This is a genomic window from Streptomyces sp. NBC_00557, from assembly GCF_036345995.1.
GTDB lineage: Bacteria > Actinomycetota > Actinomycetes > Streptomycetales > Streptomycetaceae > Streptomyces.
Window position 1 is genome coordinate 4,515,825 of sequence record NZ_CP107796.1, and the last position, 25,913, is coordinate 4,541,737.

Annotated in this window: 17 protein-coding genes and 1 pseudogene; 14 read left to right on the plus strand and 4 right to left on the minus strand. The window is 71.8% G+C overall.

Features of this window, described 5'->3' with window-relative positions:
- The first annotated feature begins 1 nt into the window (after position 1).
- The gene (gene thpR / locus OG956_RS19505) at positions 2-574 is read left to right on the plus strand and encodes an RNA 2',3'-cyclic phosphodiesterase (RefSeq protein ID WP_330339250.1); all 573 of its coding nucleotides are present in this window, start codon (positions 2-4) and stop codon (positions 572-574) included.
- A 203-nt stretch (positions 575-777) separates the two neighbouring features.
- Here thpR and OG956_RS19510 read toward each other — a convergent pair whose 3' ends face one another.
- The gene (locus OG956_RS19510; RefSeq protein WP_330339251.1) at positions 778-1,773 is read right to left on the minus strand and encodes an aldo/keto reductase; all 996 of its coding nucleotides are present in this window, start codon (positions 1,771-1,773) and stop codon (positions 778-780) included.
- 177 nt (positions 1,774-1,950) lie between these two features.
- Here OG956_RS19510 and OG956_RS19515 point away from each other — a divergent pair, with 177 nt between their 5' ends.
- Positions 1,951-2,130 (plus strand): hypothetical protein, encoded by a 180-nt coding sequence (locus tag OG956_RS19515; RefSeq protein WP_330339252.1) that lies wholly within the window; start codon positions 1,951-1,953, stop codon positions 2,128-2,130.
- Between the two features lie 30 nt (positions 2,131-2,160).
- On the opposite strand, the gene OG956_RS19520 is transcribed toward OG956_RS19515, so the two are convergent.
- Together OG956_RS19520 and OG956_RS19525 are read right to left on the minus strand one after the other, a co-directional pair.
- Complete coding sequence (locus OG956_RS19520) at positions 2,161-2,745, minus strand: Uma2 family endonuclease (protein WP_330339253.1); 585 nt, start codon at positions 2,743-2,745, stop codon at positions 2,161-2,163.
- 89 nt (positions 2,746-2,834) lie between these two features.
- Positions 2,835-3,518, minus strand: a complete 684-nt coding sequence (locus OG956_RS19525) for an SGNH/GDSL hydrolase family protein (RefSeq protein WP_330339254.1) — start codon at positions 3,516-3,518, stop codon at positions 2,835-2,837.
- A 113-nt stretch (positions 3,519-3,631) separates the two neighbouring features.
- Between OG956_RS19525 and OG956_RS19530 the strand changes: the two genes are divergently transcribed.
- Together OG956_RS19530 and OG956_RS19535 are read left to right on the plus strand one after the other, a co-directional pair.
- Complete coding sequence (locus tag OG956_RS19530) at positions 3,632-4,609, plus strand: WD40 repeat domain-containing protein (protein WP_330339255.1); 978 nt, start codon at positions 3,632-3,634, stop codon at positions 4,607-4,609.
- 225 nt (positions 4,610-4,834) lie between these two features.
- Complete coding sequence (locus OG956_RS19535) at positions 4,835-6,379, plus strand: cellulase family glycosylhydrolase (protein ID WP_330339256.1); 1,545 nt, start codon at positions 4,835-4,837, stop codon at positions 6,377-6,379.
- Positions 6,380-6,574: 195 nt separating this feature from the next.
- On the opposite strand, the gene serC is transcribed toward OG956_RS19535, so the two are convergent.
- A complete protein-coding gene (serC, locus tag OG956_RS19540; protein ID WP_330339257.1) occupies positions 6,575-7,693 on the minus strand; it encodes a phosphoserine transaminase in 1,119 nt (372 codons plus the stop codon).
- Between the two features lie 157 nt (positions 7,694-7,850).
- Here serC and OG956_RS19545 point away from each other — a divergent pair, with 157 nt between their 5' ends.
- The 10 genes and pseudogenes from OG956_RS19545 (at position 7,851) to OG956_RS19590 (ending at position 25,906) form a co-directional block, all read left to right on the plus strand.
- Positions 7,851-10,772 (plus strand): FAD-binding and (Fe-S)-binding domain-containing protein, encoded by a 2,922-nt coding sequence (locus OG956_RS19545; RefSeq protein ID WP_330339258.1) that lies wholly within the window; start codon positions 7,851-7,853, stop codon positions 10,770-10,772.
- Positions 10,773-11,040: 268 nt separating this feature from the next.
- Complete coding sequence (locus tag OG956_RS19550; protein ID WP_330339259.1) at positions 11,041-12,162, plus strand: lipid II:glycine glycyltransferase FemX; 1,122 nt, start codon at positions 11,041-11,043, stop codon at positions 12,160-12,162.
- Positions 12,163-12,491 (plus strand): annotated as a pseudogene (locus tag OG956_RS19555) (ABC transporter ATP-binding protein); the annotation flags it as partial.
- A 131-nt stretch (positions 12,492-12,622) separates the two neighbouring features.
- Entirely contained in the window at positions 12,623-13,555 is a 933-nt protein-coding gene (locus OG956_RS19560) for an EamA family transporter (RefSeq protein WP_330339260.1), read from the plus strand.
- Between the two features lie 119 nt (positions 13,556-13,674).
- Positions 13,675-18,459: an RHS repeat-associated core domain-containing protein gene (locus tag OG956_RS19565; RefSeq protein ID WP_330339261.1), complete on the plus strand. Its 4,785-nt coding sequence runs from the start codon at positions 13,675-13,677 to the stop codon at positions 18,457-18,459.
- Positions 18,460-18,482: 23 nt separating this feature from the next.
- On the plus strand, positions 18,483-19,493 hold the full coding sequence (locus tag OG956_RS19570; RefSeq protein ID WP_330339262.1) for a hypothetical protein: 1,011 nt from the start codon (positions 18,483-18,485) through the stop codon (positions 19,491-19,493).
- 497 nt (positions 19,494-19,990) lie between these two features.
- Positions 19,991-20,785 carry a TIGR03084 family metal-binding protein gene (locus tag OG956_RS19575; RefSeq protein WP_330339263.1) on the plus strand — a complete coding sequence of 265 codons (795 nt, stop codon included), beginning with the start codon at positions 19,991-19,993 and terminating at the stop codon, positions 20,783-20,785.
- Complete coding sequence (locus OG956_RS19580) at positions 20,782-22,458, plus strand: acyclic terpene utilization AtuA family protein (protein ID WP_330339264.1); 1,677 nt, start codon at positions 20,782-20,784, stop codon at positions 22,456-22,458. The genes OG956_RS19575 and OG956_RS19580 overlap by 4 nt, the downstream gene beginning before the upstream one ends.
- Positions 22,455-24,053, plus strand: a complete 1,599-nt coding sequence (locus OG956_RS19585; RefSeq protein ID WP_330339265.1) for an acyl-CoA carboxylase subunit beta — start codon at positions 22,455-22,457, stop codon at positions 24,051-24,053. The genes OG956_RS19580 and OG956_RS19585 overlap by 4 nt, the downstream gene beginning before the upstream one ends.
- A 5-nt stretch (positions 24,054-24,058) precedes the next feature.
- The gene (locus OG956_RS19590; protein ID WP_330339266.1) at positions 24,059-25,906 is read left to right on the plus strand and encodes an acetyl/propionyl/methylcrotonyl-CoA carboxylase subunit alpha; all 1,848 of its coding nucleotides are present in this window, start codon (positions 24,059-24,061) and stop codon (positions 25,904-25,906) included.
- The last annotated feature ends 7 nt before the right edge of the window (positions 25,907-25,913 follow it).

Sequence of the window (25,913 nt, forward strand, 5' to 3'; positions counted from 1 at the left end):
CATGAGACTCTTCGCCGCGGTGCTTCCTCCGGAGCCCGTCGTCCATGAACTCGCCGCCGAGGTCGCCAGGTTGAAGACGCTGCCCGGCGCGGAGCGGCTGCGCTGGACCAACCGGCCGGGCTGGCACTTCACCCTCGCCTTCTACGGCGAGGTCGCCGACGACCTCGTGCCGGACCTGTCGGACCGCCTGGCCCGGGCGGCCCACCGTACGGCGCCCTTCGCCCTGGCCCTCTCCGGCGGCGGCCAGTTCGGGGGCGGCAAGGCCCTGTGGACCGGCGCCCTCGGCGAGGTGGAGGCGCTGCGGCTGCTGGCCGACCGGGCGGAGTCGGCCGCGCGGAGGGCGGGCGTGCCGATGGGGGAGCACCGCCGGTACAAGGCCCACCTGACGGTGGCGCGGGGCCGGGACTCGGTGGACGTACGGCCGTATGTCGAGCTGCTCCGCGAGTTCACCGGCAGGACCTGGACGGTGAACGAGCTGGCGCTGGTGCGGAGCTTTCTGCCGCGCTCGGGGGTGGCGGGCGAGCAGCCGCGCTACGAGGTGGTCGCCCGCTGGTCCCTGGGCGGGGCCGGTTAGGCTCGATGACGTGGACCCGAAGACACGGAACCGGATCATGGCCGGTGTGCTTGTTTTGATGTTCGTCGTGGTCGCCGTGGCTGCGGCGGTCAGGTAGGCCTGGGCTGGGCTGGGGAACTGCGGCTGGTTCCTCGGCTGCGGCGCCGTCGTGGCCCGTCGCGCAGTTCCCCGCGCCCCTTACGGGGTGCACGCCCCACCCGGTACTACCAGGCGAAGGCCTCCGGGGACGGGCCCGGACCCGGGAAGACCTCGTCGAGCTGGGTCAGGAGTTCCTCGCTCAGCTCCAGCTCCGTCGCCCTGATCGCCGACTGCAGCTGCTCGGCCGTGCGCGGGCCGACGATGGGACCGGTCACCCCCGGCCGGGTCAGCAGCCAGGCCAGGGCCACCTCGCCGGGCTCCAGGCCGTGCTTGTCGACCAGGTCCTCGTACGCCTGGATCTGGGCGCGGGCGGCCGGGTCCTTGAGGGTGTCCGCGGCCCGGCCGGAGGCGCGGCGGCCGCCCTGGACCTCCTTCTTGATCACGCCGCCGAGCAGACCGCCGTGCAGCGGCGACCACGGGATGACCCCGAGGCCGTAGTCCTGCGCGGCCGGGATGACCTCCATCTCGGCGCGCCGCTCGGCGAGGTTGTACAGGCACTGCTCGCTGACCAGGCCGATGGTGCCGCCGCGGCGCGCGGCGACCTCGTTGGCCTGGGCGATCTTGTAGCCGGGGAAGTTGGAGGAGCCGACGTAGAGAACCTTCCCCTGCTGGACCAGGGTGTCGATGGCCTGCCAGATCTCCTCGAACGGGGTGTCCCGGTCGATGTGGTGGAACTGGTAGAGGTCGATGTAGTCGGTCTGCAGCCGCTTGAGGCTGGCGTCCACCGCGCGCCGGATGTTCAGCGCGGAGAGCTTGTCGTGGTTGGGCCAGGCCGGCTGCCCGTCGGTGCCCATGTTGCCGTAGACCTTGGTGGCGAGGACGACCTTGTCGCGGCGCTCGCCGCCCTTGGCGAACCAGTTGCCGATGATGCTCTCGGTCCGCCCCTTGTTCTCACCCCAGCCGTACACGTTGGCGGTGTCGAAGAAGTTGATGCCCGCGTCGAGGGCGGCGTCCATGATCGCGTGGCTGTCGGCCTCGTCCGTCTGCGGTCCGAAGTTCATCGTCCCGAGGACGAGCCGACTGACCTTGAGTCCCGTGCGTCCAAGCTGCGTGTACTTCATGGTCCTCTAGCCAACGGCTTGAAGTGCGCTCTAAGCAAGGGCTTTCGACCGGAGGTGTACCGGCTCCGAGGCCGAGGCCGCCCGCGACCGCCGGTTCCCGCTTGGCGAACTGGCCCGTGAGCAGGGGCTGGCCTTCCCGGTCGCCTCCCGCGCCTGCGGCAGTTCCAGGGAGGCGTCGTGGTGCTCCTTGCTCCGCCAGACCTCGGTCACCCGGATCGTCACGTCGTCATCGTCGGCGAGGCCCACGACCTACGCGTCGCAGCCGGCCGCGCGGAGGCCGTCGGCGGCGCCGAGGGGGATGGCGACGACCTCGTCGCGGGAGCCGGAGTGGTCTCCATGGAGGCGATGCAGCCGTAGGTCATGAGCCGCATCCTGGCATCCGGCGCGTCAGTCGCGAGGGAACTCCTCGGTCTTGAGCGTGAGGCCCAGGTCGGTGGTGGTCATGTCGACGTCCGCTCCGAAGAGGACCGTCAGTTCGCTGACGTAGTCGCCGTCCTTCGGCTGGGTGTAGAGGTGGCACTTGCCCTGGTAGGGGTCGGCGATGAGGTAGACCGGGACCTCGGCGGTGGCGTAGGCCGTCTTCTTGGGGCCGTAGTCGTTGTGTCCCGTGCCCTTGGAGATGACCTCCGCCACGAACTCGACGTCGTCACAGCGCCACAGGCCCCCGGGTGTCTTCTCGGCGCCTTCGGCCACGAGCGTGACGTCGGAGCAGAAGCCGTTGAGGTGGCCGGGGTAGTCGATCCGGACGTCCGACTTGACGCGCCTGCGCGGGTACTTGGTGCGCAACTGCTCGTAGATGTCGGCGATGATCTCCCAGTGGGTGTCCCGCTGCGGCGACATGAAGATGGCCCCCTCGACGATGTCGACCTTGTATCCCTCGGGGGTGGTCCGCTCGAGCGACTCGAACAGGTCGTCCAGAGTCAGCTCGCCGCTCTCCTCGGCCATCTCGATCCTGTCTTCAAGGACGGTCATCGTGGCGCTCCTCCCCGGCTGCCCCAACGGACGAGTGCAGCCGCGCGGTTCAACGATACGCACGGTGACGGGGAAGCGGCGGAATTCGGTCAGCTTGTTCCGGCCGCGTACGCCTGTCCGATTCCCCACGCCTCCCACATCGCCCCGGCGAACGCCGCCGCGATCCGGTGCTCGCCGCTCGCGTTGGGGTGCGTGCCGTCGTACGTGTCGGCGTGGATGTCGTAGCCCTCGGGGCGCGGGGCGAGCAGGATCGGGGACTGGTGCTCGTCCAGGTCGGCCGCGCACTTCGCCAGCAGGTCGTTGAACTGGTCCACCTGCGCGGCGAACGGCTCGTCCACCTGGGCCCGGATGTTCGGGATCACCGGCAGCAGCACCATGCGGACGCGCGGGTCGGCCTCGCGTGCGCTCGCTATGAAGGCCCGTACGTTCTCGGCCGTCTGCTCGGCGTTGGTGTAGAAGCCCAGGTCGATGAGGCCGAGGGAGACCAGCAGCACGTCCGCCCGGTGCCGCCGTACGGCCTCGCCGATCAGCGGGGCCATGTGCACCCAGCCCTCGCCCCAGCCGGCCAGGTGACGGCGGGGGAACCCGGGGTCGGCGTAGTCGTACGACACCGGAGCCTCGGCGGCCTTGTCGTACAGCTCCTCGCGCGGCCCGACGAAGGTGAACGGGCCGCCGTACGTCTCGCGCAGGTGCCGCCACAGACGGTAACGCCATGTGTGTTCGCCCGCGCTCCCGATCGTCATGGAGTCACCTACGGGCATGAACCTGAGCATCCGCTCATGATGGACGATCTTCCGCGCCGGCGGGGTGTGAGGCCCACCACGTCCGACGGCCCCCGGAAGGGCCCCGCAGGGTGAACGACCGCGGACGATGGCAGGCTTGGGACATGCGCCGATCGTCCGCCGTCCTCGCCGGGTTGCTGCTCGCCGGCGCCTGCGCGCTGCCCGCCTCCGCCGCCGGCGGGGACGGCGACCAGGGGTTCACCTTCAAGGACCCGCGCATCAGCGAGTCCAGCGGGCTCGCCGCCTCCCGCCTCCACCCCGGCGTCTACTGGACGCACAACGACAGCGGCCACGGGCCGTACCTCTACGCCGTGGACAGCCGGACCGGGAAGACCGTCGCCCGCGTCACCCTGCGCGGCATCGGCGCCCCGCGCGACGTCGAGGCCATCTCCATCGGGCCGCACAACGAGATCTATCTCGGCGACATCGGCGACAACCTCGGCGGCACCTGGCCGTACGTGTGGATCTACCGGCTGCCCGAGCCGAAGCAGCTGCGGGACCAGACGGTCACCGCCACGCAGTACGTCGTGAAGTACGCCGACGGGCCGCGCGACGCCGAGTCGCTGGTGGTCCATCCGAAGACCGGGCGGGTCTACATCATCGACAAGAAGGAGAACGGCGGGCACCTGTACGAGGGTCCGGCCACCCTCTCCCCGTCCGGCACGAACGTGTTCCGGCCGGTCGCCCCCGTCGACCTGTGGGCCACCGACGCGGCGTTCTCCCCGGACGGACGGCAGTTGGCGGTGCGCGGTTACTTCGGCGGGATCCGCTACGACTGGAACGGCGGCCGGATCAAGCGCGAGGGCCGGCTGGACGTGCCCCTGCAGGGGCAGGGCGAGGGCGTCACCTACTCCGCCGACGGGACCCGGCTGCTGTACAGCAGCGAGGGCGCGGGCAGCGAGGTGGTGGCGAAGGACGCGCCGGGCACCGGTGCGGCCAAGTCGCCGTCCGCCGCCGGGAGTTCCGCGCACAGCGGCGGGGACGCCGGTGCCGGCGGCGGGAGCCTGAAGGTCGGGGCCGTCGTGGTCGTGGCCGGCATCGCCGCCCTCCTCGGGTTCAGCCGGCTGCGGCGGCGCGGCTGAGCGTCGACGCCCCCTGGTGCCGGGCTCGGCGCCACCTCGCCGACGTGGCTGAACGCCCCTTGGCCGCCGAGGCCGGGCGTCTGCGTCGTCTCCGTGTGCTCGCAAGGGATGCGTGCCGAGTGTCTTGACGTGGGCATGGCGCTCGCGTTTTCTAAGGGGTGCGCGGCGCATGGGAGCGCTCCCATTCCATCAGTACGAGCCGCGCCTCCCGAGAGGACAAGGCACATGTTCCGCAGCCTGCGAAGAGCGCTGTGTGCAGCCGCCGCCGCGCTCCTCCTGCCCCTTGCCGGGGCACAGACCGTCCACGCGGCCACCGCCGGGACGCACGTGAAGGCCACGGCCGACGCGCCCGGCGCCGGTTACTGGCACACCAGCGGCCGGCAGATCCTGGACGCCGCCGGGCAGCCGGTGCGCATCGCCGGGGTCAACTGGTTCGGCTTCGAGACCGGCAACCAGGTCGTCCACGGCCTCTGGACGCGCGACTACAAGAGCATGATCGACCAGATGAGGTCGCTCGGTTACAACACCATCCGGCTGCCCTACAGCGACGACATCCTCAAGCCCGGCGCCATGCCGAACAGCATCGACTTCTCCAGCGGCAAGAACGCCGACCTCCAGGGCCTGACCTCGCTGCAGGTCATGGACAGGATCGTGGCGTACGCCGGACAGGACGGGCTGAAGGTGATCCTGGACCGGCACCGCCCGGACGCCGGCGGCCAGTCCGCGCTCTGGTACACCTCCTCGGTCCCCGAGTCCACCTGGATCGCCGACTTGAAGGCGCTCGCGTCCCGCTACAAGGGCCAGGACACGGTCGTCGGCATCGACCTGCACAACGAGCCGCACGACCCGGCCTGCTGGGGCTGCGGCGACCAGGCCACCGACTGGCGTCTGGCCGCCGAACGGGCCGGCGACGCGGTCCTGTCCGTCAACCCGAACCTGCTGATCTTCGTCGAGGGCGTGCAGACGTACAACGGCGTGTCGGGCTGGTGGGGCGGCAACCTGATGGGGGCCGGGCAGTACCCGGTGCGGCTCGACGTGGCGAACCGGGTCGTCTACTCCGCCCACGACTACGCCACCAGCGTGGCCCAGCAGAGCTGGTTCAGCGACCCGTCCTTCCCGGACAACATGCCCGGCGTCTGGGACAAGTACTGGGGCTACCTCTTCAAGCAGAACATCGCCCCGGTGTGGGTCGGCGAGTTCGGCACGACCCTGCAGTCGACGGTGGACCAGAAGTGGCTGGCGGCGCTGGTGGGTTACCTGCGGCCCACGTCGACGTACGGCGCCGACTCCTTCCAGTGGACGTTCTGGTCGTGGAACCCCGACTCCGGTGACACGGGCGGGATCCTGAAGGACGACTGGCAGACCGTGGACACCGTGAAGGACGGCTATCTGACCGGCATCAAGGCGCCGCTCTTCGCGAGCAGCGGCGGGTCCGGCGGGGGCGGTGGAGGCGGCGGCGGGGGCACCTCGGCGGCCTGCGCCGCGGCCTACTCCGTCAGCAGCGACTGGGGCAGCGGGGTCAACGCGGACGTCACCGTGAAGAACACCGGGACCACCGCGCTGTCGTCCTGGAAGGTCACCTGGACGTGGAGCGGCGGGCAGAAGGTCACCTCCATGTGGAACGCCGCGTACACGCAGAGCGGTTCGACCGTGAGCGCGACGAACGCCGCGTACAACGGCAGCCTGGCCGCGGGCGCGTCGACGAGCTTCGGCTTCTCAGCGGCGCCGGGCGGCGCGGCGACGCCGACGCTGACGTGCACGCCCGCGTGAGGACCGCCGCCCGCCTGCCGTGACCAGGGCGCGGGCCCGGGTCCCCCGCAGGCGACTGGGCAGGCGACCGCGAAAAAGCGCTTCGTTGCCCCGTACCCAAAGGGCCTCTGTACGCGCACGGCGCTGTGCACCGCGAAGGGAAGGGCGCCCGGTGGTGGTCACCGGGCGCCCTTCAGCGTCGTACGTGCCGGGAGGTCAGAGCCGCTCGATCACGTAGTCGACGCACTTCGTCAGCGCCTCGACGTCCGCCGGGTCGACCGCCGGGAACATCGCGATGCGCAGCTGGTTGCGGCCGAGCTTGCGGTACGGCTCGGTGTCCACGATGCCGTTGGCGCGCAGCACCTTGGCGACGGCGGCCGCGTCGATCTCGTCGGAGAAGTCGATCGTGCCGATGACCTGCGAGCGCTTGGCCGGGTCGGCGACGAACGGGGTGGCGTACTTGGACTCCTCCGCCCAGGAGTACAGCCGGGTCGAGGAGTCCTTGGTGCGGGCCGTCGACCAGGCGAGACCCCCTTGGCCGTTGAGCCACTCCAGCTGCTGGTTCAGCAGGAAGAGGGTGGCGAGGGCCGGGGTGTTGTACGTCTGGTTCTTGCGGGAGTTGTCGATCGCCGTGGGCAGGCTGAAGAACTCCGGGACGTGCCGGCCGGAGGCGTGGATCCGCTCGGCGCGCTCGATCGCGGCCGGGGAGAAGACGCCGATCCACAGGCCGCCGTCGGAGGCGAACGACTTCTGGGGCGCGAAGTAGTAGACGTCGGTCTCGGCGATGTCGACCGGGAGGCCGCCCGCGCCGGAGGTGGCGTCCACGAGGACGAGCGCGCCCTCGTCGGCGCCGGCCACACGCTTGATCGGCATGGCGACACCGGTGGAGGTCTCGTTGTGGGTGAAGGCGTAGACGTCGACGCCCGCCTCGGCCCGCGCCTCGGGGTGGGTGCCGGGGTCGGCGGAGATCACGGTGGGCTCGGCCAGCCACGGGGCGAGCTTGGCGGCCTTGGCGAACTTGGAGGAGAACTCGCCGAAGCTCAGGTGCTGGGACTTGTTCTCGATCAGGCCGTGGGTGGCGATGTCCCAGAAGGCGGTCGAGCCGCCGTTGCCGAGGATCACCTCGTAGCCCTCGGGCAGGGAGAACAGTTCGGAGATCCCCTCGCGGACCTTGCCGACCAGGTTCTTGACGGGCGCCTGGCGGTGGGAGGTGCCGAGCAGGGAGCTTCCGGTCGCGGCGAGGGCGTCGAGCGCCTCGGTGCGCACCTTGGAGGGGCCCGCGCCGAAACGTCCGTCGGCGGGCTTGATGTCAGCGGGAATCTGGATGTCGGCCACGACTCGGAGGGTATCCGGTGGGCGAAACCGGGCGGAACCGTGTCCGTCCGATGAGACGAGATCACCGGGCGCCGGACTCGTGAATTCGTACGACGATATGTGCGGGGCTGTGGAAAACTTTCGGTGACTGTCCGTGAGCGGATGCATCCTGGGACGCATGACGGATCACTCGGGTCTCGAAGCGGAGCTGCGCGGCGCCGTCCGGGGCGAGGTCGGTTTCGACGCCGCCTCCCGGGCGCTGGTCACCATGGACGCGTCCAACTACCGGCGCGTCCCGCTGGGTGTGGTCGCGCCGAGAGACGCCGACGACGTGGCCGCGGTGCTGGAGGTCTGCCGGGCGCGCGGGGTGCCGGTGGTGGCGCGCGGCGGGGGCACGTCGATCGCCGGACAGGCCACCGGCACGGGCGTGGTGCTCGACTTCACCCGGCACATGAGCGGCCTGCTGGAGCTGGACCCCGCCACCCGTACGGCCGTCGTCCAGCCGGGTCTGGTCCTCGACCGGCTCCAGGAGGCCGCCGCCCCGCACGGCCTGCGCTTCGGCCCCGACCCGTCCACGCACAGCAGGTGCACACTCGGCGGGATGATCGGCAACAACGCCTGCGGCGCCCACTCGGTGGCCTGGGGCACCACGGCCGACAGCGTGCGCGAGCTGTCGGTGGTGACCGCCCGGGGCGCCCGGCTGCGGCTCGGGCGGGACTGGGCCGGGGCGCCGGAGGGGCTGCGCGGCCTGGTCGAGGGGGAGTTGGCCCGGCTGCGCACCGGCTTCCCGGACCTGCCCCGCCGCATCTCCGGGTACGCACTGGACGCGCTGCTGCCCGAGAAGGGCGCCGACGTCGCCCGCTCCTTCTGCGGCTCCGAGGGCACCCTCGGCATCCTCACCGAGGCGGTCGTACGGCTGGTCCGGGCCCCCCGCGCGCGTGCCCTGGCCGTGCTGGGGTACGGCGACGAGAGCGCCGCCGCCGAGGCCGCGGCCGGCCTGCTCGCCCACGGGCCGCTGACCGTCGAGGGCATGGCCGCCGACCTGGTGCGCTCGCCGGCCGGGCTGCCCAGGGGCGGCGCCTGGCTGTTCGTGGAGACCGGCGGCGAGTCGGCGGCCGAGGCACGCGCGCGTGCGGAGGCGATCGTCCGCGCGGCCGACGTGGTCGACTCCCTGGTGGTGACGGACCCGGCCGCCCAGCGCGCCCTGTGGCGCATCCGCGAGGACGCGAGCGGCACGGCCACGCGGTTGCCGGACGGAGGGGGCACCTCCCGCTCGGGCGGGGCCGGGAGCGGGGGAGAGGCCTGGCCCGGCTGGGAGGACTGCGCGGTGCCGCCCGCCCGGCTCGGCGCCTATCTGCGGGAGTTCCGCGCCCTGCTGTCGGCGCACGGCCTGCGCGGCACGCCCTACGGCCACTTCGGCGACGGCTGCATCCACGTCCGGATCGACTTCGACCTGCTCACCGAGGCGGGCATCGGCCGCTTCCGCCGCTTCTCCGAGGAAGTGGCCGACCTGGTGGTGGCGCACGGCGGCTCCCTGTCCGGGGAGCACGGCGACGGACAGGCCCGCGCGGAACTGCTGCCGCGGATGTACGGCACGGACCTGGTGTCCCTCTTCGAGCGGGCCAAGTCGCTCTGGGACCCGGACGACCTCCTGAACCCCGGCATGCTGGTCCGCCCGGCCCGGCTGGACGAGAACCTCCGCTTCTCGGTGCTGCCCCGCGAGCCGGTGGACGTGGCCTTCGGCTACCCCGCCGACGGCGGCGACTTCCGCGCCGCCGTCCGCCGCTGCGTCGGCGTCGCCAAGTGCCGTACGACGACCGTGTCCGGCCCGGCCGTGATGTGCCCCTCCTTCCGGGCCACCGGAGCGGAGGAGCACTCCACGCGCGGCCGGGCCCGGCTGCTGCACGAGATGCTGGCCGGCGACCCCATCACCGGCGGCTGGCGCTCGACCGAGGTGCGCGACGCCCTCGACCTGTGCCTGTCCTGCAAGGGCTGCCGCACCGACTGCCCGGTCGGCGTCGACATGGCCACCTACAAGGCGGAGTTCCTGCACCACCACTACGCCGGCCGCCGCCGCCCCGCCGCCCACCTCAGCATGGGCCGCCTGCCGCAGTGGCTGCGCTGGGCCGCCGCCACCCGCACGGCCCCGCTGCTCAACGCCCTCGCATCCATCGCCCCGTTGGCCGCCGCCGGCAAACGCCTGGGCGGAATCGCGGCGGAACGGCAGATTCCCCGGCTGGCGACACGGACGTTCACCGGGTGGTGGCGCCGCCGGAAGCCCGCCGGGGACGGCAGCCGCACGCTGGTGGTGCTGTGGCCGGACACCTTCACCGAGCATCTGTCGCCGTCCGTCGGGCGGGCCGCCGTGCGGGTGCTGGAGGACGCCGGATTGCGCGTGGCCCTGCCGCCGACGCTGCTGGTGCGCGGGGGCGGGATCGGCGCCGGCCGCAGAAGGCCCGCCCTCGCGCTGCTCACCGCCCGCCGGGCCCGGGTCTGCTGCGGCCTCACCTATGTCTCCACCGGCCAGCTCGACCGCGCCCGCGCGGTCCTGCGACGCACCCTCGACCTGATGGAACCGGTGCTGCGGGCCGGGGCCCCGGTCGTCGTCCTGGAACCGAGCTGCGCGGCCGCCCTCCGCACCGACCTGCCGGAACTGCTCCACGACGACCCGCGCGCCGCCCGCCTCTCCGCGGCCGTCGTCACCTTCGCCGAGGCCCTGGAGCGGCACGCCCCGCACTGGACCCCGCCCGCCGTGGACCGCCCGGTCGCCGGCCAGACCCACTGCCACCAGCACGCGGTGCTCGGCGACACCCCCGACCGACGGCTGCGCGAGGCCGCCGGCCTCACCGGCGAGCTGAGCGGGGGCTGCTGCGGCCTGGCGGGCAACTTCGGCTTCGAGAAGGGCCACTTCGAGGTGTCGAAGGCCTGCGCGGAGGAACAGCTCCTGCCCTCGGTACGCGAGGCGCCCGCGCAGACGGTGATCCTGGCCGACGGCTACTCCTGCCGCACCCAGCTGGAGCAACTGGCCGGAGTGCGGGGCCGCCATCTGGCGGAGGTGCTGGCGGAGGCCCTGGACAGGGAGAGCGGGGGTGCGGAGTGACGGTGCCGCGGCGGCGCCTCGCGGCTGCCTGCCGAGGAGCCGCAAGGAGGAGACACCGGGAGGCGGGGCAGCCGGGTGAGCGGTGAGCGAGCGGCGGGGTGCCGGGAAACGCGCGGGTCAGCCGGGCTGATCGCCGTGCTTCGCACAGGGCCGTAGGGCTGAGCTGTGCGCACCGGCCGAGGGTGCCGGCGGTCCGGGAACCGGGGGACGGGCGGGTTGCTTCGTAGGGTGAGTGGAACTGCGATCTTGCGATCTCCGAGGAGCGCGCATGACCCTCACCCTGCGGACCCTCACCCGCGCCGAGCACCTCGCCTTCGTGGCGGGCCGTCCCTCCGTCAGCCATATGCAGATGCCGTCGTGGGGGGAGGTGAAGCAGGACTGGCGGGCGGAGAGCCTCGGCTGGTTCGAGGGCGACGGACGGCTCGTCGGGGCCGGACTGGTGCTGCTGCGGCCGCTGCCGAAGCTCAGGCGGTACCTGGCCTATCTCCCGGAGGGGCCGGTCATCGACTGGGACGCGCCCGACCTGGAGCGCTGGCTGGAGCCGATGCTCGCGCACCTCAAGCACCTGGGGGCGTTCTCGGTGAAGATGGGCCCGCCCGTGGTGGCCCGGCGCTGGAGTCCCGAGGCGGTCAAGGCGGCGATCGCCGACCCCGGCGCGCACCGGCTGCGGGACGTGCCGCCGACCTCCTCCGAGCAGCGCGCCGCGGACCTGGCCGGCCGGCTGCGCCGGATGGGCTGGCGGCGGTCCGAGCCGGGCGGCGAGGAGGGCTTCGCCGTGGGACAGCCCCGGTACGTGTGCCAGGTGCCGTTCGCCGGACGTTCGTTGGACGACATCCACCGCGGGCTCAACCAGCAGTGGCGGCGCAACATCAAGAAGGCCGAGAAGGCGGGCGTGAAGGTCGTCCGGGGCGGCTACGAGGACCTGCCGGCCTTCTACGAGCTGTACACCGAGACCGCCCGCCGGGACCGGTTCATCGCGCGCCCGCTGCCGTACTTCCAGCGCATGTGGACCGCGCTCACCGCCGAGGACCCCGACCGGATGCGGCTGTACCTCGCCCACCACGACGGCGACCTCCTCGCCGCGGCCACCATGCTGGTCGTCGGCGGGCACGTCTGGTACTCCTACGGCGCCTCCACCGCACGCAGGCGCGAGGTGCAGCCCAACAACGCGATGCAGTGGCGGATGATGTGCGACGCCCACGAACTCGGCGCGCACGTCTACGACTTCCGCGGCATCACCGACACCCTGGAGGAGTCCGACCACCTCCTCGGCCTGCTCCGCTTCAAGGTGGGCGCGGGCGGCGAGGCCGTGGAGTACGTGGGGGAGTGGGACTTCCCGCTGAACCGCCTCCTGCACAAGGCGCTTGACCTCTACATGGCCCGCCGCTGAGGCGGTACGACGATCATGATCACCCACGACCTCAACCTCGCCCCCGACGCCGACCGCATCCTCGTCGTCGACCGGGCCGCATCGTGGAGGCCGGCCGCCACGACGAACTCCTCGCCCGGGGCGGCGCCTACGCCCGGCTGCACCGCTCACAGAACAACGCGGTGACGGACACGGGCGAACTGCGCATGCCGCTGTGGGAGGCGCCGGTACACGGACGGACACAGGGGTACGAGCAAACACCGGTGCACGAGCAGACGCCGGGGTACGGGTACGCCCCCGCGTATCACCAGCCCTACGGCTACCCCCCTCACCCCTCCTCCGGTATCTGACCGGGAGCCGGCGTGCCGTAATCCCAGCATCCGGGACAGTCCCCAAAGGGTTCACGCACCTGTCGAAGTCCATTACCCTGGACTCGGTAGTACATCGAGATGAACGAACCCGATCAAGCACAGGACCGCCCGTGACCGCCACCCCCAGCACCGCCACGCCGACTCCGGTCACCCCCGTCCAAGGGCCGCGCCGCTTCGGCTCGTTCGGCCCCGTCGGGCTCGTCCTGGCCGGCGGCGTCTCGGTCCAGTTCGGCGGCGCGCTCGCGGTGACCCTGATGCCGAGGGCCGGCGCCCCGGGCGTCGTCACCCTGCGCCTGCTCGCGGCGGCGGCGGTCCTCCTGGTGGTGTGCCGCCCCCGGCTGCGCGGCCACTCGCGCACCGACTGGGGCACGGTGATCGCGTTCGGCGTCGCCATGGGCGCGATGAACGGCCTCTTCTACGAGGCGGTCGCCCGCATCCCGCTGGGCCCTGCGGTCACCCTGGAGGTCCTGGGCCCGCTGGCCCTCTCGGTCCTCACCTCCCGCCGCGCGATCAACGCGCTGTGGGCGGCCCTGGCCCTGTTCGGGGTCTTTCTGCTGAGCGGCGGAGGCTTCAGCGACCTCGACCCCACAGGTGTCGGATTCGCCCTGGGCGCCGGAGCCATGTGGGCGCTCTACATTCTCTTCAGCGCCCGTACGGGCCGCCGCTTCCCCCAGGCGGACGGCCTGGCCTTGGCCATGGCGGTGGCCGCCCTCCTCTTCCTCCCCCTGGGCATCACCTCGGCGGGCGCCCGCCTCCTGAACCCCACCACCCTCGCCCTCGGCTCGGCGGTGGCCCTGCTCTCCTCGGTCCTGCCCTACACCCTCGAACTCCTCGCCCTGCGCCGCCTGCCCGCCTCCACGTTCGCCATCCTGATGAGCCTGGAGCCGGCCATAGCGGCCACCGCCGGCTTCCTGATCCTCGGCCAGTCCCTCTCCCTGGCCGAGGCCGCCGCCATCACCCTGGTCATCGCGGCAAGCATCGGCGCGGTCCGCACCCAGGTCGGCCGGGGCAAGCCCAGGGTGGAACCGGCCCCGGAGGCCTGACGTCGCAGCCTTGTCACAGGCTGCGGCGCGAACTTGATGCCTCGTCAAGCAATCTCGTTACCATTCATTCGCACGTGTGATGCGTGCCTGGCTGGTACGGGGAAGGCGGTTGACGGGGGATGGGCTACGTCCTGCCTGGATGGCTCGACGAGATCCTGGATTACATAGGCATCAACTTTCCGAACGTCGACGAGGACGACTACCGCGAGATGGCGGACGCCATGCGGGAGTTCGCCGACAAGTTCGAGGGGCACGGGGCCGACGCGCACAAGGCGGTCGAGCAGATCCTCGCCTCCTCGCGGGGCTGGGCCGTCCACTCGATGCGGACCCACTGGAACCAGGTCAAGGCCGGCCACCTGGACAAGATCCCGGAGCTGGCCCGTCTGTTCGCCGACGCCTGTGATGTGGTGGCGGACATCATCTTCGGGATGAAGACGAAGGCCGAGGCCGAACTCGCCGTCATGGCGGGCTCGGTGGGCCTTTCGCTCGGTATGGCGTTCGTCACCGGAGGCCTGTCCGCCGTGCTCGGCGCGGCGGAGGTCACGGCCATGCGGCAGCTGGTGAAGCGCATCATCGACGAGGCGGCCGACCGGTGCGTGGACGAGTTGCTCGCCCGGGTCACCGCGCCGGTCAACGCCAAGCTGGAGGCGATGGTCGAGGACGCGGTCCTGAACCTCGCGAACGACGCCTTCTCCCTGCCACCCGACCCGACCGGCGTCGGGGGCGGCGGCGGAAACGGAGGCGGTGGAAACGGCGCCGGCGGGCACGGCCACGGTCACGGTCACGGAGGCATGCAACTGGCCTCGGCGGACGGCGCGGGCGGCGGCTTCGTGCTCGCCTCCGCAGGCGGTGGCGGCTCAGGGGGCGGTGACCTGTTCATCGACCACGAGGCGTTCGAGAGCGGCGCCGGCAAGGTCTCCTTCCACGGCAGCGAGCTGCACCTGGCCGGCTCCTCCCCGCTGGGCCGCGCCAAGGGTGCCTTCGGCCGCACCAAGGGCAGGGACCCCTTCACCCAGGCCTTCGACTCGGTCCTGGAAGGCGCCCTGCACGGCTCCGAAAAAGCCCTCGGCAAGATCGCCAAGCACATAGCCGAGACCGTCCCGGACCGGGTGAAGGCCGCGTCGCGCCTGCACAAGCACAACGACCTGGATATCGGCAGCAAGCTGGACGGTATCGCCCTCGGCAAGGGCGGTGGAACGGGCGGAGGGAAGCACGGGCGCCCTGGACTGGACGGTGGTCCGGGACTCCACCCGGGGGATCTGTCCAAGCAGGCCCGCGCGATGAACAACAGGCAGTTGTGCGGCGACCCGGTCGATATGGCCAGCGGGCAGATGGTGCTCGCTCAGACCGATGTCGACCTGGCTGGTGTCCTGCCGCTGACTGTGCGCCGCACCCATCTGACCGGATACCTCTCCGGGCGCTTCTTCGGCCCGTCCTGGTGCTCGACGCTGGACGAACGTCTCGAGGACAACAGCGGTTCGGCGGGCGGTGTGTGGTGGTACCGCGAGGACGGCTCGATCCTCGTCTACCCCCGGTTCCCCGACCTCGTCGGCGACAAGGTGCCACCGGCCGAGGGAGAGCGTCTGCCCCTGACCTTTGTCAGTGAGGGCGCGACGTATGTCCTGACCGTCGACGACCCGCACTCCGGCCTCCGCCGCTCCTTCGAACGGTCCTCCGCACACGATGACGTGTGGTGGCTCACCGGGATCGAGGACCGGAACCACAACACCATCACCATCGAGCGCGACGAGGACGGCACCCCGACTGCCGTTACCCACACCTGCGGATATCGCATCCGGGTCGATGCCGACCCTGGGCTCCGGCGCGTCACCGCCCTGCACCTGCTCACTGAGGACGGCCCGGTTCGTCTGCGCGCTTACGACTACGACGACGCGGTCAACCTCGGCGAGGTGCGCAACGGCCTGGATACTCCGGTGCGTTTCACATACGACGTCGCACACCGCATCACCGGCTGGCATGACTCGCACGGCACCACGTTCTCGTACGAGTACGACGACCGGGGTCGCGTCGTCGCCACCCGGGGTAGCGACGGCATCCTCAACTCCCGGATCGCGTACGGCGAGCCGAACGCCGACGGCACGACGACCGTCACCTACACGGACTCTCTCGGTCACCTCACCGTGTACCACGCCAACTGGCGCGGGCAGGTCGTCGCGGTCACGGACCCGCTCGGGAACACCGTCACCCAGCGCTGGGACCGCTACGACCGTCTGCTGAGCCGTACGGACGCGGCGGGCGACACCACTGAATGGACGTGGGACGAGGACGGCAATCTCATCGCCGTCCGGGAGGCCGATGGCACGGTCACCACCGCCGAATACGACGAGCGAGGCATGCCAGTCGTCATGACCGGGCCCGACGGGGCCGTGTGGCGGTGCGCATACGACCGAGCCGGCAACCACACCGAGATGATCGCCCCCGACGGCACGGTCACCCGGTACACGCACGACGAGCGCGGTGCCATCACAGCGATCACCGACGCCCTTGGCGCCACAGAGACGTTCCAGCCCGACCCGGCCGGTCTGCCGATGGCCCGTACCGACGCCCTCGGTCATACCTGGACCTTCACCCGCGACGCGTTCCGCAGGCCCACCTCGATCACCGACCCGCTGGGCGCCGTCACCCGTCTGGAATGGGATACCGAAGGTCACCTGCTGCGTCGTGTCGAACCCGACGGCACCGAGCAGACGTGGACGTACGACGGCGAAGGCAACCGCCTGACCGAGACGGATGGAAACGGCGGCACGACCCGTTTCGAGTACACCCACTTCGGTCTGCTCGCAGCCCGCATCCGGGCGGGCGGCGCGCGTTACGAGTTCGCCTACGACACCGAGATGCGCCTCACCGAGGTCCGCAATTCGGCCGGGCAGACCTGGTCCTACGCCTACGATCCGACCGGGCGGGTGGTCCGCGAAACCGACTTCGACGGGCGGACCCTCACGTACGCCCACGATACGACCGACCGCACAGTCGCCCGTACCAATCCGCTGGGGCAGACGGTCACCCAGCACTACGACGCTCTCGGCCGCCTCGTCTCGAAGGACGTCGACGGTACCGTCACCTCCTTCGAGTACGACCCGACGGGTCGCCTGCTGCGTGCGGTGTCCCCCCACTCCGTCATGGAACTGCAATGGGATGTGCAGGGCAGGCTCGTCGCCGAGACGGTGGACGGCCGTACCCACCGTTACGCCTATGACGCTGTGGGCCGTCGCATCGGCCGTACCACCCCCAGCGGCACGGTCACCCACCAGGCCTACGACGCGGCCGGCAACCGTACGCGCATGGAACTCGCCGGCCGAGCGCTGAGCTTCACACACGACGCCGTGGGGCAAGAACTCACGCGCACCTTCGGCCTGCCCGACAATGCCGTCATCCTGGCCACCTCCTGGGACGTCGTCGGCCGAGTCAGCGAACAGACCGTGCACAGCCAGGGGCGAACGCTGCGTGCCCGGGCCTACACCTACCGCCCCGACCACCAGCTCCTCACGGTCACCGAGCAACGGACGGGGGAGTACAGGCGGTTCACGCTCGACCCCGACGGTCGCCCGCTGGGCGTCGAGGCACGGGACTGGACCGAGCGCTACCTCTACGACAGCGAGGGCAACCAGGTCGAGGCCTCCTGGCCGGACCGGGCGCCGTACCCCGACGCACGGGGCCCACGAACCTATGACGGAACACGGTTGCGCGCGGCCGGCTCCCTCCACTACACCTACGACGCCGCCGGTCGTGTCGTCGAGCGCCGGCGCAAGCGTCTGTCCCGCAAGCCGGAGGTCTGGCGCTACACCTGGGACGCCGAGGACCGGCTCACCTCGTGCACCACACCCGACGGCGTGCTGTGGACGTACACCTACGACGTCTTCGCACGCCGCACGGCCAAGCGGCGCCACGCACCGGACGGGACGGTCGTCGAGGAGACTGTCTTCTCCTGGGACGGCGGCCGTCTGTCGGAACAGTACGACGGCGCCACGCGGACGACACTGACCTGGGAGTACGACGGGGTTCACCCCGTGGCGCAGGCCGAGACACGGCCGGCGGGCGACGATCAGGCAGCCATCGACTCCCGCTTCTTCGCGATCGTCACCGACCTGATCGGCACCCCTACCGAACTCGTCGGCGAGGACGGCGAGATCGCCTGGCACAGCCGGTCCGAGCTGTGGGGCGCCACCGCCTGGAACCGTGATGCGACCGCGTATACGCCCCTGCGGTTCCCCGGCCAGTACGTGGACCAGGAGACCGGTCTCCACTACAACCACTTCCGCCACTACGACCCCGAGCCGGGCCGCTACCTCTCCCCTGACCCGCTCGGACTGGACCCCGCACCCAACCCCGCCGGGTACGTGGACAACCCGGCGACCATGTCCGACCCGATGGGGCTCGCGCCGTGCCTCCAATCACTGGAGAACATGGCGCAGCAGATCAACAACGTCCTGCCGCCGGGCATAGCGCGAGAGAGGCAGACCGTCTCCGTCATCCACGCGCATACTCCGAACGGTCCCGTGACCTTCGTGGCGGGCACAAGCAAGAAGAAGCTCAACCCGGCTCAGGTGAAACTGGCCAAGCAACTGGGGCTGATCCCGCTTCCCAACGACCAGTATCTGAAGATCCCCAAGGGTGAGGAGGGCGGCCATGCCGAACAAAACATCCTGCATTTCCTCCACAGGAGGAACATGGCAGACAGGCAGAAAGCCGCACAACAGGGCATCACAGATGTGAAGGACGGTTGGTTGCCCACCCACGGGGCGGCGTCGAAGAGCGTGTGCAAGGAATTCTGCGCGCCGATCATCCGCGGCAGCGGCGGGGCTATGTTTGGGCCGATGCATCCGAAGACCCACGGCACACAGCAGACGCAGTTCTACTGGCCCGGGCGCCATTCACCCAGCTGAACGAGAGACAGAGGTACGCAGATATGCCCACTCGCCTTGCCGCTGAGCTCCTGGCCGAGGAGAGCTTTCCCGGGTTCGGTGAGCGGTTCATGTGGTACGACGCCTTTCAGACCCGCGCCGGCGCCAACTGGCTGATCACCGAGGCCGAGGGGGAGCTGGCCGTGGGACGCGTCGCCGACGACCCCTCCCTTGTACTGGGAGATGTCCGCCGGTGGCCGTTTCCACCGTCTGCCGGGCAGCAGTGTTACGCCTCTCCCCTGCCGGACGGGGGCCTCGCCGTATGCGGCGGCGGTCTCGTGACCGTGTACGGAGCCGATGGCCGGGTGCGCTGGACGCACGAGTCCGAGGCGTGGGGCGGTACCAGCGCCTCCCCTTCCTGCATCGCTGATCCGGCAGGGACGCGGCTGCTCGTGACCGTGCCGGGGCCGGAAGGCGCGGGTGGCATCTACCCGGGCGACCTGTGCGTCGCCCTCGATCTGGCCGACGGCCGCCGTGTCGCGCAGGCACAGCTGCCGTCCGCCTCGGCCGGTTATGCGTTCAAGCAGTCGATCTCTCATCCCTCGCAGGTCTTCCTGGACGCCCTCCAGGGAGACACGTTCTTCACCTTCGCCGTAACCCTGCAGGACGAACACCTGCGAGCAGAGCCGGTCGGCCTGCCGACGGAAGTGATCGCCGGTCTGAGTCTGGGAGGCGCTTTCCTTCAGCTGGACGTCGGCGGTGAGTGGCTGAGCCGATACGAGCCGGGGCAACCGGACGTCCTCGCGGAGGCGGAGGAGGTGCTCCCGGACGACCTCCGCTTCGTCGGGTACCGCACGGGCTTCCTCGACAAGGACCGCGTCCTGGCCGCCGTCGCCGAGGAGGAGGACTCGGAGGACAACCGCCATCTGATTCTGGACGGCCACACCCTCCAGCCAGTCGCCGAGGTCGACTACCCCGGCACGACGTGTTACGACCCGCTGGCCCTCGGCGACGGGACATGGCTGACGACGGAGGGGGACGTGGTACGCCGGTGGCGGGTGGCCGGCGCGGAGTGAACCCGCCGGCTGCCCGCCTCGCCGAGCTGGGTCGCGAGAGCGCAGCAACCGGGGACGGGTGAGCCCCGGCCCGCCGCGCTGACGAGAACCGCCACGGTGCCGCGTACCAGCCGCACCGCGCCCACGACACCCCACCGGTCCGCGCGTGGTGCGGCGCTTCCGTGGCGAGTGGCGGTTCGGTCGGCCCTGTGTGGTGGTGGAAGCGGTGGCCTGCCGGGCCGGTGACGCGGACGTGGCCCGGCTGGCCGCGCCGGTCCTCCCGCCGGTCCGCGCCCTGCGCGGCACCTCGGAGGCGGTCGCCGTGGCCGTGGTCCGCGCCGCGATGGCGGACGGTGTCGCCGGTGCCGGCCCGGACGGCGTCGTCGGGGCGGCAGGGCGCGCGGCGAGCCGGGGGCCCGTGTGTCCGCCGGGAAGCGGTACGAGGGGGCGCCGGAACCGTCACAGGAATTCATGCAAGCACGCTTGATTGTTTCTCGCGCCCCTGCCATGCTCCCCCCATGGCCGACCCGACGCCCGTCATCGACGACCTGTGCGCCGAGACCGATGAACTCGACCGACTGGTAGCGGAGTTGAGGCCGGAGCAGTGGTCCCTCGCCACCCCCGCTCCCGGCTGGACCGTCGCCCACCAGATCGCCCATCTGCACTGGACCGACCGCTCGGCCCTGGTCGCCGTCACCGACCCGGACGCCTTTCAGACGCTGGTCGAAAAGGCTCTCGCCGCCCCCGACTCGTTCGTGGACGAGGGCGCCGAGGAGGGCGCCCGGCGCCCGCCCGCCGAGCTGCTGCGGGCCTGGCGCGAGGGGCGCGCCGCCCTCGACCGGGCCCTGCGCGGCGCCCCGCCCGGCGCCCGTTTCCCCTGGTACGGCCCGCCCATGTCGGCCGCCTCCATGGCCACCGCCCGCCTGATGGAGACCTGGGCCCACGGCCTGGACGTCGCCGAGGCCCTCGGTGTGGTCCGCCCACCCACCGACCGGCTCAGGCATGTGGCCCGACTGGGGGTGCGGACACGCGACTTCGCGTACACGGTGCACGGCCTCACCCCGCCCGCCGAGGAGTTCCGGGTGGAACTGACGTCTCCCACCGGCGAGTTGTGGGCCTACGGTCCCGAGAGCGCCCACCAGCGCGTCACCGGACCCGCCCTCGACTTCTGTCTCCTCGTCACTCAGCGCGCCCACCGCGCCGACCTCGCCCTGACCGCCGTCGGCCCGGACGCCGGCCGCTGGCTGGACATCGCACAGGCCTTCGCGGGCCCGCCCGGCGGCGGCCGGCCGCCGAAGGGGGCGGAGCGGTGAACCCCCTGCGCATAGGCAACTTCTCCGGCTTCTACGGCGACCGCGCGGGCGCCCTGCGCGAGATGCTCACCGGCGGCGAGGTCGACGTCCTCACCGGCGACTACCTCGCCGAGCTCACCATGCTGATCCTCGCCCGCGACCGGCTGAAGGACCCCGGCGCCGGTTACGCCCGCACCTTCCCGCGCCAGCTGGAGGACTGCCTCGGCCTCGCCCACGACCGCGGGGTGCGGATCGTCACCAATGCGGGCGGGCTCAACCCCGCCGGACTGGCGTCGGACATAAGGGCGTTGGCCGGCCGGCTCAGGATTCCGGCCAGGGTCGCGCACGTCGAGGGCGACGACCTCACCGCCTCCCACCCCGGCGCCCTCGCCGCCCACGCCTACCTCGGAGGCTTCGGCATCGCGGAGTGCCTGCGGGCCGGCGCGGACATCGTCGTCACCGGGCGCGTGACCGACGCCGCCCTCGTCACCGGGCCCGCCGCCGCCCACTTCGGCTGGGGGCCCAGGGAGTACGACCGGCTCGCGGGGGCCGTCGTCGCCGGACATGTGCTGGAGTGCGGGACCCAGGCCACCGGCGGCAACTACGCGTTCTTCCGGGAGGGCGACGTGCGCCGGCCCGGGTTCCCGCTCGCCGAGATCCACGCCGACGGCGGCAGCGTCATCACCAAGCACCCCGGCAGCGGCGGGTTCGTCGACACCGGCACGGTCACCGCGCAGCTGCTGTACGAGACGTCGGGCGGCCGGTACGCCGGGCCCGATGTCACCGCCCGGCTGGACACCGTACGGCTCAGCCAGGACGGGCCGGACCGGGTGCGGATCGGCGGCGTGCGGGGCGAGGCGCCGCCGCCGACGCTGAAGGTCGGGCTCAACCGGCTCGGCGGCTTCCGCAACGAGGTCGTCTTCGTCCTCACCGGCCTCGACATCGAGGCCAAGGCCGGCCTGGTGCGGGAGCAGCTGTCCGACGCGCTCGCCAAGTCGCCGCCCGCCGAGGTGCGCTGGGAACTGGTGCGCACCGACCGGGCCGACGCCGGCACCGAGGAGACCGCCAGCGCCCTGCTGCGGCTCGTCGTACGGGACCCCGACGAACGGGTCGTCGGGCGGGCGCTGAGTGGGGCCGCCGTGGAACTGGCACTGGCCAGCTACCCCGGCTTCCATGTGCTCTCCCCACCGGGAAAGGGCTCCCCTTATGGGGTCTTCGAGGATGTGTACGTCCCCCATGGCGCCGTGGACCATGTGGCGGTCCTCCACGACGGACGCCGTGTCCCGGTGGCACCGCCCCAGGAGACCCGGCCCCTGGACGCCGTACCGGAACCCGCCCTCCCGGATCCCCTTCCGCCGGGGCCGGCCCGCCGGGCGCCCCTCGGCCTGGTCGCCGGAGCCCGCAGCGGGGACAAGGGCGGGAACGCGAACGTCGGCGTGTGGGTCCGCACCGACGAGGCGTGGCGGTGGCTCGCGCACGAGCTGACCGCCGAACGGTTCCGGCAGCTGATCCCGGAGAGCCGGGACCTGCCCGTCACCCGGCATCTGCTGCCGAACCTGCGCGCGGTCAACTTCGTCGTCGAGGGCATCCTCGGCGCGGGCGTCGCCGCGCAGGCCCGCTTCGACCCGCAGGCCAAGGCCCTCGGCGAATGGCTGCGCTCGCGCCACCTGGACATCCCGGAGGTTCTGCTGTGACGGTCCTGCACACCTCCCTGGACACCGCGAGCCCCGACTACCGCGCCAACCGCGACGCCATGCTCGACAAGCTCGCCGCACTCGACGCCGAGCACGCCAAGGCCCTCGCGGGCGGCGGGGAGAAGTACGTCGAGCGGCACCGGAAGCGGGGCAAGCTGCTCGCCCGGGAGCGGATCGAGCTGCTGCTCGACCTGGACACCCCCTTCCTGGAGCTGTCGCCGCTGGCGGCCTGGGGGAGCGACTACACGGTCGGCGCCTCCCTCGTCACCGGCATCGGCGTGGTCGAGGGCGTGGAGTGCCTGATCACCGCCAACGACCCGACCGTGCGCGGCGGCGCCAGCAACCCGTGGAGCCTGAAGAAGGCCCTGCGGGCGAACGACATCGCGCTCGCCAACCGGCTGCCCTGCATCTCCCTGGTGGAGTCGGGCGGCGCCGACCTGCCGTCGCAGAAGGAGATCTTCATCCCCGGGGGTGCGATCTTCCGGGACCTGACCCGGCTCTCCGCCGCCGGGGTCCCGACGATCGCGGTCGTCTTCGGCAACTCCACCGCCGGCGGCGCCTACATCCCCGGCATGTCCGACCACGTGCTCATGGTCAAGGAGCGGGCGAAGGTCTTCCTCGGCGGGCCGCCGCTGGTGAAGATGGCCACCGGCGAGGAGAGCGACGACGAGTCCCTGGGCGGCGCCGGGATGCACGCGCGCGTGTCGGGCCTCGCCGACTACTTCGCCGTCGACGAGCCGGACGCGCTGCGGCAGGCGCGGCGGGTCGTGGCCCGCCTCAACCACCGCAAGGCGTACCCCGATCCGGGCCCGGCCGAGCCACCCAAGTACGACCCCGAGGAACTGCTCGGCATCGTCCCCGGCGACCTCAAGATCCCCTTCGACCCGCGCGAGGTCATCGCCCGGATCGTCGACGCCTCCGACTTCGACGAGTTCAAGCCGCTGTACGGCACCAGCCTGGTCACCGGCTGGGCCGCCCTGCACGGCTACCCGGTCGGCATCCTCGCCAACGCGCAGGGCGTGCTGTTCAGCGCGGAGTCGCAGAAGGCCGCCCAGTTCATCCAGCTCGCCAACCAGCGCGACATCCCGCTGCTGTTCCTGCACAACACCACCGGCTACATGGTCGGCAAGGACTACGAGCAGGGCGGGATCATCAAGCACGGCGCGATGATGATCAACGCGGTCAGCAACAGCCGCGTCCCGCACCTGTCCGTGCTCATGGGCGCCTCCTACGGCGCCGGGCACTACGGCATGTGCGGGCGCGCCTACGACCCCCGCTTCCTGTTCGCCTGGCCCAGCGCCAAGTCCGCCGTCATGGGCCCGCAGCAGCTCGCCGGCGTGCTCTCCATCGTCGCCCGGCAGTCGGCGGCGGCCAAGGGGCAGCCGTACGACGAGGACGCGGACGCCGCCCTGCGCGCCATGGTGGAGCAGCAGATCGAGTCCGAATCGCTGCCGATGTTCCTGTCCGGGCGGCTGTACGACGACGGCGTCATCGACCCCCGCGACACCCGCACCGTCCTCGGCCTGTGCCTGTCCGCGATCCACACCGCCCCCTACGAGGGCGCGCGCGGCGGCTTCGGCGTCTTCCGGATGTGAGGAACATGATCCAGACACTGCTGGTCGCCAACCGGGGCGAGATCGCCTGCCGGATCGTGCGCACCTGCCGCGCGGCGGGGATCCGCACGGTCGCCGTGCACTCGGACGCCGACGAGAACGCACTCCACACGCGCGTGGCCGACACGGCGGTACGGCTGCCGGGCGCGGCCCCGGCGGAGACCTACCTGCGCGGCGACCTGATCGTGAAGGCCGCCCTCGCCGCCGGCGCGGACGCCGTGCACCCCGGCTACGGCTTCCTCTCCGAGAACGCCGACTTCGCCCGCGCCGTCCTCGACGCCGGACTCACCTGGATCGGCCCGTCCCCCGAGGCCATCGAGGCGATGGCGTCCAAGACCCGGGCCAAACGCCTGATGGGGCTCGAGCCCCTCACCGACGTCACCGAGGCCGACCTGCCGGTGCTGGTGAAGGCGGCCGCCGGCGGCGGAGGGCGCGGCATGCGGATCGTACGCCGCCTGGACGAGCTGAGCGCCGCGCTCCAGGCCGCGCGCGCCGAGGCCGCGAGCGCCTTCGGCGACGGCGAGGTCTTCGTCGAGCCCTACCTGGAGCACGGCCGCCACGTCGAGGTGCAGATCCTCGCCGACACCCACGGCACCGTCTGGGCCCTCGGCACCCGCGACTGCTCCCTCCAGCGCCGCCACCAGAAGGTGATCGAGGAGGCCCCGGCGCCCGGCCTCTCCGACGCGCTCACCGAGGAACTCCGCACACTGGCCGTACGCGCCGCCCGCGCCGTCGACTACACGGGCGCCGGCACCGTCGAGTTCCTCGTCGCCGACGGCCGCGCCCACTTCCTGGAGATGAACACCCGCCTCCAGGTCGAACACCCCGTCACGGAAGAGGTGTTCGGCCTCGACCTGGTCGCCGAGCAGATCCGCGTCGCGGAGGGCCACGCCCTCGACGAGGAACCCCCACGCCCACGCGGCCACGCCGTCGAGGCCCGCCTGTACGCCGAGGACCCCGCCCACGACTGGGCCCCGCAGACCGGCACCCTGCACCGCCTCGCCGTACCGGCCGGCGTCCGCCTGGACACCGGCTACACCGACGGCGACACCATCGGCGTCCACTACGACCCCATGCTCGCCAAGGTGATCGCCCACGCGCCCACGCGCGCGGAGGCCGTCCGCCGGCTCGCCGGAGCACTCGAGAGCGCGGAGATCCACGGCCCGGCCACCAACCGCGACCTGCTCGTCCGCTCCCTGCGGCACGAGGAGTTCACCGCGGCCCGCATGGACACCGGCTTCTACGACCGCCACCTCACCGCACTCACCGAGCCCGCCCCCGACCCGCACGCACCGCTCGCCGCCGCCCTCGCCGACGCCCACGGCCGCTCCCGCTTCGGCGGCTGGCGCAACCTGCCCTCCGGGCCGCAGGTCAAGCGGTACGCGATGGCGGGACAGGAGCACGAGGTCCGCTACCGGCACACCCGGCAGGGCCTCACGGCCGACGGGGTGCGGGTCGTGCACGCCGACGCGCGCCTGGTCGTCCTCGACGTGGACGGCGTGGAGCGCAGGTTCACGGTGGCTGCGTACGGCGACGAGATCCACGTGGGCGCCGCCCGCCTCACCGCCCTGCCCCGCTTCCCCGACCCCGCCGCCCAGCTCGCACCAGGGTCCCTGGTGGCCCCGATGCCGGGCACGGTCGTCCGCGTCGCCGAGGGCCTCCAGGAAGGGGCGGCCGTCCGGGCGGGCCAGCCCCTGATCTGGCTGGAGGCGATGAAGATGCAGCACCAGATCTCGGCGCCGGTCACCGGTGTGCTCAGCAGTCTGCAGGCGAAGACCGGTCAGCAGGTGGAGCCGGGAACGCTGCTCGCCGTCGTGCAGGAACCCTCTTCCTAGGAGCCCC

What these genes read in the sequence shown, in the direction of transcription:
- OG956_RS19570 (WP_330339262.1), top strand. Translation starts at nt 18,483, where the DNA reads ATGCCCACTCGCCTTGCCGCTGAGCTCCTGGCCGAGGAGAGCTTTCCC.
- OG956_RS19530 (WP_330339255.1), top strand. Translation starts at nt 3,632, where the DNA reads ATGCGCCGATCGTCCGCCGTCCTCGCCGGGTTGCTGCTCGCCGGCGCC.
- OG956_RS19550 (WP_330339259.1), top strand. Translation starts at nt 11,041, where the DNA reads ATGACCCTCACCCTGCGGACCCTCACCCGCGCCGAGCACCTCGCCTTC.
- OG956_RS19510 (WP_330339251.1), bottom strand. Translation starts at nt 1,773, where the DNA reads ATGAAGTACACGCAGCTTGGACGCACGGGACTCAAGGTCAGTCGGCTC.
- thpR (WP_330339250.1), top strand. Translation starts at nt 2, where the DNA reads ATGAGACTCTTCGCCGCGGTGCTTCCTCCGGAGCCCGTCGTCCATGAA.
- OG956_RS19545 (WP_330339258.1), top strand. Translation starts at nt 7,851, where the DNA reads ATGACGGATCACTCGGGTCTCGAAGCGGAGCTGCGCGGCGCCGTCCGG.
- OG956_RS19520 (WP_330339253.1), bottom strand. Translation starts at nt 2,745, where the DNA reads ATGACCGTCCTTGAAGACAGGATCGAGATGGCCGAGGAGAGCGGCGAG.
- OG956_RS19575 (WP_330339263.1), top strand. Translation starts at nt 19,991, where the DNA reads ATGGCCGACCCGACGCCCGTCATCGACGACCTGTGCGCCGAGACCGAT.
- OG956_RS19565 (WP_330339261.1), top strand. Translation starts at nt 13,675, where the DNA reads ATGGGCTACGTCCTGCCTGGATGGCTCGACGAGATCCTGGATTACATA.
- OG956_RS19590 (WP_330339266.1), top strand. Translation starts at nt 24,059, where the DNA reads ATGATCCAGACACTGCTGGTCGCCAACCGGGGCGAGATCGCCTGCCGG.
- OG956_RS19525 (WP_330339254.1), bottom strand. Translation starts at nt 3,518, where the DNA reads ATGCTCAGGTTCATGCCCGTAGGTGACTCCATGACGATCGGGAGCGCG.
- OG956_RS19535 (WP_330339256.1), top strand. Translation starts at nt 4,835, where the DNA reads ATGTTCCGCAGCCTGCGAAGAGCGCTGTGTGCAGCCGCCGCCGCGCTC.